General features: G+C 36.7%; 3 protein-coding genes. 2 read left to right on the forward strand and 1 reads right to left on the reverse strand.

All coding sequences use genetic code 11. From position 1 onward, the window contains the following. Positions 1-804, reverse strand: a complete 804-nt coding sequence (gene suhB / locus J3U23_RS09835; RefSeq protein ID WP_065734990.1) for an inositol-1-monophosphatase — start codon at positions 802-804, stop codon at positions 1-3. A 318-nt stretch (positions 805-1,122) separates the two neighbouring features. Here suhB and J3U23_RS09840 point away from each other — a divergent pair, with 318 nt between their 5' ends. Beyond that, complete coding sequence (locus J3U23_RS09840) at positions 1,123-2,811, forward strand: ShlB/FhaC/HecB family hemolysin secretion/activation protein (RefSeq protein WP_267339145.1); 1,689 nt, start codon at positions 1,123-1,125, stop codon at positions 2,809-2,811. Positions 2,812-2,869: 58 nt separating this feature from the next. After that, a partial coding sequence (locus J3U23_RS09845) for a hemagglutinin repeat-containing protein (RefSeq protein ID WP_267339147.1) occupies positions 2,870-9,098 on the forward strand: 6,229 nt, incomplete at its 3' end.

Consider the following 9,098-nt stretch of genomic DNA (forward strand, 5'->3'; position numbering starts at 1 on the left):
TTAATTACGTAATTTTTCTGGCCAATCGTTTTGAGTCGTCACCAGCAAATCTTTAACAATTTTCGGGTTTCCTGCGACAATATTACCAGAAACCATATAATTGTTACCGCCAGCAAAGTCGGTAACCACACCACCAGCTTCACGTAAAATCAGTTCACCTGCAGCAATATCCCATGGTTTTAAACCAATTTCAAAAAAGCCATCTAAACGGCCTGATGCAACATAAGCGAGATCTAACGCAGCTGAGCCAGTACGGCGGAAATCACCACATTTAGTAAATAATTTTTGCAAAACTGCAAAATAACTATCACTATGTTGTTTCGCTTTAAAAGGGAAAGCTGTTGCAAGCACACTACCTTCTAAATCTTTAGCATTACTTACACGAATACGATAACCATTAAGTTGAGCACCTTTACCACGTGCAGCAGTAAACAACTCATTACTCATTGGATTATAAACGACCGCCACTTCGGTTTTACCTTTGACACGAGCAGCAATAGACACAGCGAAATGTGGAATATTTTTAATAAAATTTGTAGTACCATCAATTGGGTCAATTATCCATTGCGTATCAGCATCACTACCTTTAGCAAGGCCACTTTCTTCGGCAATAATAGTATGATCTGGATAAGCTTTTTTGATTGTTTCGATAATCAAAGCTTCAGCGGCACGATCTGCATTAGTCGCAAAATCATTAGCACCTTTAGTATCAATTTCGATTGAACTAGGATTTTCATAGGCCTTAATGGCAACATTACCTGCTTTACGAGCAGCACGAATAGCAATATTAAGCATCGGATGCATAATTTTCTTCCAATTGATGATGTTAAAGAACGGGTTAATTTAGCAAACTTACAAAGTCATACTAAAATTTAGGGCATAGTATAAAGGTTTTATCGATTTATTGCCAGATTATGTTGGGATCTAGATTTGAAATCGCAAAAGTAAAAATTTGGGCAATAAATAAGCTTCTAAGTAATAAAAAAACAAAATATCATATTTAAAATCATCATATTATGATATTTAACAAATTTAACATAGACATTTCAATTTATTGCCTTTAACATCATTGTATAAATTTTGTGTAATAATTGTGTAAATATTAGACTGTGAAGTTTTCGAATGAAAAAGTATATTTTAAGTTTAGCATTAGTTACCTACCCCTTTTCCGCTTTGTTGGCTGAACCTCCACCCATTAAAGAATTGAGTGATAAACAGCTTATCCACCAACAAGAACGTGAAAAAGCACTACAAGATTCTTTAACCCCTGCTTCTCCCGACATCCGTTTATTACCCCCCGATTCTAAAGAGAATGCACTTAACTTCCCAACTGAATCTTTATGTTTCAACATAAAACAAGTCAAGTTGCTCGAACGAGATAAATTGCCTTGGTACATTCCCTTAAATAAGCTTGCTAAACAAGCTGAACATCGGTGTTTAGGTGGTGAAGGTATTACTCTATTAATGACGGCAATACAAGACAGATTAATCAGCTATGGCTATATTACAACCCGTGTTGTTGCACCGGAGCAAGATTTAACAAGTGGAGAATTAAAATTACTGATCGTAGAAGGTAAAGTCAGAAATATTCTTTATACCGATGACAGTGACAAATATGCACAGCTATACACCGCAATGCCAGCTAGAATAAATCAATCGCTCAATTTACGTGATATAGAACAAGGGCTGGAAAATTTACAGCGCTTACCGACCGTGACAGCTCAAATGCAACTAGTTCCTGGCGATAAACCGGGTGAAAGTGATATTGTCATTGACCGAAAACAAAGCAAAATGTGGCGTTTAGGGTTATCGGTAGATGATTCAGGTACAAAAACTACCGGCCGTGACCAAGGTGGTATTACCTTATATCTTGATAACTTATTATCGTTAAGCGACTCATTTTATGCTTCTGGTGGGCATGACTTAAATGGTAAAGGTAAATATGGATCACGCAACTTTTTATTATCCTATTCAGTTCCTTTTGGTTATTGGCTGTTAAGTACTTCTTTATCGGGTAACAAATATCATCAAACTATTGCAGGTGAAGTTTTAGATTATAAGTACAGTGGTCGCAGTCGTAACGCCACGGTTCAACTTAGCCGCGTTTTACACCGAAATGAATCCCAAAAAACGACCTTAAATTATGGCATCACTTTACGCCAATCTCACAACTACATCAATGATAAAGAGATGGAAATCCAGCAACGCAAAACAACTTATTGGCAACTTGGATTACAGCATCGACACTATATTAAAGATATTACTATCGATGCCGGAGTATCTTATCAAAAAGGAGTGAGATGGTTTAATGCTAAAAAAGCACCTGAAGAAAGTGATCCGGAAAATAATACCAGTGCGTTATCCGATATATTTTCACTAAATTTTTCAACCAATGTGCCTTTTAATTTAGGTGAGCAACAATTCCATTATCGCCTTGATTATCAAGGTCAATATACCCGAGGGAACAACTTAACATCACCAGACCAATTCTCTATTGGTGGACGATGGACTGTTCGTGGCTTTGATGGTGAATTAACCCTTAGAGCCGATCGTGGATGGTATTTGCGTAATGAACTTGGTTGGCAAGCACCATTTAATCACGAGCCATATTTAGGTATCGATACTGGTGAAGTATCTGGCGCCAAAAGTGAATACTTATTGGGTCGTCATTTGACTGGTGGTGTTATTGGTTTAAGAGGTAATAATTATGGCATTTATTATGACTTATTTGCCGGCATGCCAATAAGAAAACCCAAAGGATTCAAAACAAATCCTTTAGTATTGGGATTCAATTTGAATTGGAACTTTTAGGGCATAAAACGACATTAATCAGATAACAAAAATAATGAAATAAGGGATGAAACAAGTTATGAATAAGCACTTCTATCGAGTTATTTTTAATAAAAAGCGTAACATACAAATGGCAGTTGCAGATATAGCTAAAACGCCGAGTGTGGTTGAAAAAACGGCTAAATCAGCGAGCTATACATTAAGGGAAAATCTTTTTGTTACACTTAAACCGATAACCTTATTTATATCTATTTCATTAGGTTTTGTAGCCCTCAGCACACCGGCATATGGAAGTGATATAAAGCCTGACCAACAGGCTTCTCATCACCAACAACCACAAGTGGTTTCAACGGCTAATGGTGTGACTCAAGTGAATATTCAAGCACCGAACAGCAAAGGTCTATCTCATAATAAATACTCGCAATTTGATGTGTCACAAAATGGAGTGATCTTAAATAACGGCAATAAAATTAGCCAAACTCAAATTGGTGGTTACATACAAGGTAACCCGAATCTAAAAGTCAGTGGTCCAGCTAAAATTATATTAAATGAAGTCAATTCTCGTAACCCGAGCCAATTAAATGGTGTAGTAGAAGTTGCTGGTGGTAAAGCTCAAGTAATCATTGCCAACCCGTCAGGTATTACCTGTAATGGTTGTGGCTTTATTAATGCAAACAGAGGTACATTAACCACTGGTAAGCCAGTCATAGAAAACGGTGAATTAAAAGGTTATTTAGTTGAACAAGGACAGATTGCTGTAACCGGAAAAGGGTTTGATAGTTCAAGGCAAAGTTACACAGATTTAATTGCTCGTAGCGTATCGATTAACTCATCAGTTTGGGCAAATGAAGCCAATGTGGTGACGGGGCGTAACAACGTGAGTCTAGACGTAAAAACGATTAGTCCGTTGGATACCACAACACATGACAAACCAGAGGTTTCTATCGATGTATCGCAGTTGGGTGGCATGTATGCAGGCAAAATCAACTTAGTCGGTACTGAAAAAGGAGTGGGCGTTCATAACGCCGGTGAGTTAGGCGCCAGCCGTGAATCACTCATGATTAGCGCTGACGGAAAAATTGTCAACAATGGCGCCATGCAATCAAATAAAGATATTGTATTAAACAGCAATCAAGGTGTCATTAACAATAAACAACTTTACGCTAAAAATGAAATAAATATTAAAAGCACAAACAATATCAATAATAGTGGCACTATTGTTGCGCAAAAAGATATCAAATTGAGTTCAAACAAAATTGATAACGCATCATCGGGAACGATTGCCGCTGGTGTTGATAGCGCAGGAAAACTGAATAATCATGGTTCATTAACAGTAAGTAGTCATCAATTAACCTCTAAAGGTAAACTGTTAGCCGATCAAAAAATTGCTGTCGAAAGTAAAGATAAGGTTGATTTAGATGGTGGACAACAAATCGCCAATCAAATCGATATAAAAACTAAAGCATTGAGTGCTAAACAAAGTGTAATCAAAGCGACCCAAGATGTAAATTTGACAACTGAAAACAATCTTATTGTTAGCGATAGTCAAATTTTTGCAAATAAAGACATTAATCTGATTGCCGGACAAACTATCAACATGGACAATAGTACCATCGTTGCTAAAGATAATATTTACGCTCAAGGTCAAGACATCTCCCTACAAAATGCAAATACCTTATCAGAAAAAGATAGTACCTTTATTGCAAACCAAAATAGTTTCAATCGTGAGGCTCAAATTAGCACCAAAGGTAACCTTTATATCAAAGCCAATCATATTGATAATGACAATGCAACTTTACTGTCCGAACAAGATATTTCACTAATTTCAAATAATCAATTAATTAACCGATATGCAAAGCTATTTAGTAATCGACATATCACCTTATCAGCCAGTGAAATTAATAATCAAAATGCAAAATTAAAAAATTTAGGTACCGCAACCATTACTGCTAACCTAATTGATAATCAACATGCTGTTTGGCGGGTAGATCAACTTATTTTAAAAAGCGGGCGTTTACTTAATAAAAATGCCAATATGCTGATTCAAAAAATAGCATCATTTGACACAGATGAAATAGTCAATGAAAACGCAAAAATTTTGGCTCATGATTTATTTATCCAATCAAATAAATTAAGTGGTGACGGGCAATTACTGGCAGAAAATAATTTAACTTTAAAATTAACTGATTCATTTCATAATCAAAACGAAGTCATTGCCAATAATAACATTGTGATTGAAAGCCAACAAAACATTACCAATGATAAAACGATTTTATCTGGTAAAAAGGTAAATCTAATCAGCAAGCAACTAACTAATAATGAAGATGGCGAAATCAGCAGTGATGATATACAACTTGAGCATGACATAGTAACAAATTTTGGGATTATAGATGGTCAAAATAGCTATATCGGTGCAACCACACTGAATAATATTCAAACAGGACGAATTTATAGTAATGATTTACAGATAAAAGCCCAAACCATTAATAACCGTGCCAATGGCAATCAAGCCCCAGTTATTGCTGCGCGTAATAACTTTATAATTAATGCAGAAACATTAAATAATTATAGTCATGCACTATTATTAAGCTTAGGTAAACTAACAATTAACGCTGATACTATTAATAATCACTCATCGCGTATCGAATCGGGTGATAATATGATAATTAATGCAAATGAAATTAATAACATCAACGATAATATTCAAACTGAAGTAGTTAAAGTTAGTGAACAAAATAAATCTGAATTTGCTTTCAGAAACAGTAACCGTCGGTACAGTGGCAATAATTATCAAGTAAAACAGGGCAAAGGAAAACATAAATACCCGATATTAACCGTTTATAATGAAGATGGATCGAGTCAATCAAATTATAAATATATTGAATATAACTATTTACAAACGCATTACCAAACTCAAATTACGCAAACAGACCCCGCAGAAATTGTTTCGGGTAACCATTTAGTAATTGACGCAAATCGTGTTATCAATAACAACAGTAAAATTGTAGCTGGTGGAACCTTACAGTTAAACGTAGCATCACTCGATAATATCTCTGAAAAAGGTATCGATAGAATCATTGATTCTGGCAAACAAATTAGCCATGACAGAGAATGGCATGGGGGAACTAAACGAGAATATTCATCAAAAAAGAAAAAATCAGACTATAATAATATCGTTGAAACCACGATTGATTTAGGCTCAAGTAAAATAGATGAACATCAAAGCATTTCTAATACAACGATTGATGATCGTGACAAAACGACAACAAATGTAGAGGTTGATCAGGGAGATCGTTCACTGACCCAAATTAATTCAATTGCGTCTATCGAACCGAATCTTGATTTACCAAATAACAGCTTATACGCAGTAAAAAAAGATCCAAAAAGTAATTATTTAATTGAAACCGACCCACGTTTTACTAATCGAAAAAAATGGTTAAGCTCTGACTATATGGCTAACCAATTAAAAATGGACCCTGATGAACTTCAAAAAAGACTGGGTGATGGTTACTATGAACAACAACTCATCCAGCAGCAAATAGTAGCGCTAACTGGGCAACGTTATCTAGGCGGTCACGAAAATGATATTGAACAGTATAAAGCGCTGATGGATGCGGGTGTTTCGTTTGCCGAACAATATCATTTACAAGTAGGCGTATCACTATCAGTTGAACAGATGAAAAAACTCACCAGTGATATTGTTTGGTTAGTAAGTAAAACTGTTATGGTAAATGGAAAACCAGAGCAAGTACTGGTGCCTCAAGTCTATGTTGTCAATAGACCTGAAGTATCAACAGATGGCGCATTACTTGCTGGTAAAAATATCAACATCAATAGTCAAAATGATATTTACTCCAACGGAAATGTCCTTGCCAAAAATCAACTCAATGTAATCGGACAAAACATAGACCAAGAAGGACTATGGAAAGGTGACAGCATTTTTGTTTACGCTAACGATAGCCTTAAAAGCAGTGGTGCTTTTGTCGCTGATGAAAATATTTCATTATTAGCAGTAAAAGATATCTTATTAAATACCACCACAAAAACTACCGACATTACCTACGGTGGCAATCACAATAGTAATACTGTTATTGATAAAGTAGCATCAGTACAAAGCAAACAAGGTGATATTTTAATTCATGCTGGTAATGATGTAAGCATGAATGGTGCCTTAATCGTTAATAGTGGTGATGACTCCCAAACACAAATAAAAGCAGGCCACGATATTAACCTAAATAAAGTAGATACAGGAAATGCCTCGCACGCTAATTTTGGCAAAAAAGATTACCGTGATATAGATGAAACCCATGTGGTAGGAACTGAAATACAATCCAACGGAAATATTAGTCTACTAGCAGGAAATGATATCAATACTCACGCAGCGATTGTATCAGCTGATGAGTCACTAAAAGTTATTGCTGGAAATGATATTAACATATTAGCTTCACAAGAGCATGAAGCATTAACTGACCACCACCAAAAAGACAACAAGCGAATATTAAACAAAAAATCAACAATTCATCATCTTGAAATTGACAACACAACCCAAAAAGGTAGTGAACTTTCCGGCGATAGTGTAACAATAAAAGCAGGTCATGATTTAACAGTCGATGGTAGCCAAGTGGTTGGTACTCAGGATGTTAATTTATTGGCAAATAATAACGTCAATATTACTGCAGCAGAAGAATCCTATTATCAACACCAACAAACCATTAAGAAAGAATCAGGTTTAATGGGTAGCGGTGGACTAGGCGTCACTGTCGGCAAAATGAAACAAGACTTAAAACAAACCGATACCGAGCAAGCCTATGCTGGCAGTATAGTTGGCAGTACTAATGGTAGCGTAAATATTCAAGCAGGCAAAGATGTCAATATTCAAGGTAGTGATGTCATTGCACAGCAAAACATCAGATTGAAAGGCGAAAATGTCAATATTGAAGCGTTAGACGCAAAAACCACACATCAAGAAGAATATAAATATCAAAAATCTGGTGTTACTGTAGCCATTACTGGTACAGCTAGTGATATCTATAACGCTAACCAAACCTTGCAGCACTCAAGAAATCAAACGAACAAACGAACCAAAGCATTAATGGAAATTAAGGCCGGATTACAAGCGAGTAATGCGGCATTAGAAGCCGGTGCAAATTTACAAAATGGACAACCTGACGCCTCGATAGGGATTAACATCAGCCTTGGCAGTGAAAAAACAAAACGTACTGTTAATCAAGAACAACATACCGTGGTAGGTTCATCGGTCTCAGCAGGTCGAAATGTTTCAATTATTGCAACAGGCAATGGCGACAAAGACAGTGGGGATATAAACATACTGGGAAGCCAAGTACAGGCAGGTCATGACGCAATACTTAATGCTAATCATGACATTAACATTATCGGTGAAGAAAACACGTTTAAAACAGAAACCAAAGAGAAAAGTAGCAATGGCTCAGTGAGCGTAGGTTATAACTTTGGTGGACAGAAAAATGGATTTACTGTTTCTGCTAGCGGCAGTACAAGTAAATCACGTGAAAAAGGCAATGGTACAGACTGGACAGAAAGCATTGTAGAAGCTGGAAATAAAGTGACGATGATAACAGGTAATGATGCCAATATCATTGCAGGACAAGTAAAAGGTGACAAAGTGGTTGCCGATATTGGTCATGACTTAAATATCGAGTCTAAACAAGATACTGACCATTATCACCAAAAAAGCAGTTCAACATCGGTGGGAGGCAGTTTTTCTTGGGGTGGTACCAGCAGTGTGAATGCCTCAACAAGCTCAACAAAAATGAACAGTGATTGGGCAAGCGTGACCGACCAATCGGGAATATATGCTGGCAAAGGCGGATTTGATATCAAGGTTGGTAACAACACCGACTTAAAAGGTGGTGTAATAGCATCGGATGCACCAAACAGCAGCCAAAACCGTCTTGATACAGGCAGTATTAGCTTTAGTGATATTGAAAACAAAGCCAAGTACGATGTTAAAAGCAGCAGCGCTGGGATTAGTAGCAGCGGCATGCCATCACTACCAACAAGTCGCAATAAGAAAGAGAGTGAAAGCTCAATAACTCACTCCGCTGTGTCAGACGGCACCATTATTATCCGCAATGAAAGTGAACAAAAGCAAGATATCGCGGGATTAAGTCGTGATACCGAGCATGCCAATAATGAACTCAAACACATCTTCGATAAAGAGAAAGAACAAAGCATCATAGACCAAACGCGATTAGTGAGTGAGATTGGTGGTGAAACATTAACCATGCTTAACAACATCGACCGCATTAAAGCGACCGAAGAGGCAAAAA

Origin of the sequence: Gilliamella sp. B3367, from assembly GCF_026536825.1 — a bacterium.
GTDB classification, from domain to species: Bacteria; Pseudomonadota; Gammaproteobacteria; order Enterobacterales; family Orbaceae; genus Gilliamella; species Gilliamella apicola_E.

Bases quoted from the DNA above. Each gene is read 5' to 3' on its own strand.
- suhB (WP_065734990.1), bottom strand. From the start codon at position 804: ATGCATCCGATGCTTAATATTGCTATTCGTGCTGCTCGTAAAGCAGGT.
- J3U23_RS09840 (WP_267339145.1), top strand. From the start codon at position 1,123: ATGAAAAAGTATATTTTAAGTTTAGCATTAGTTACCTACCCCTTTTCC.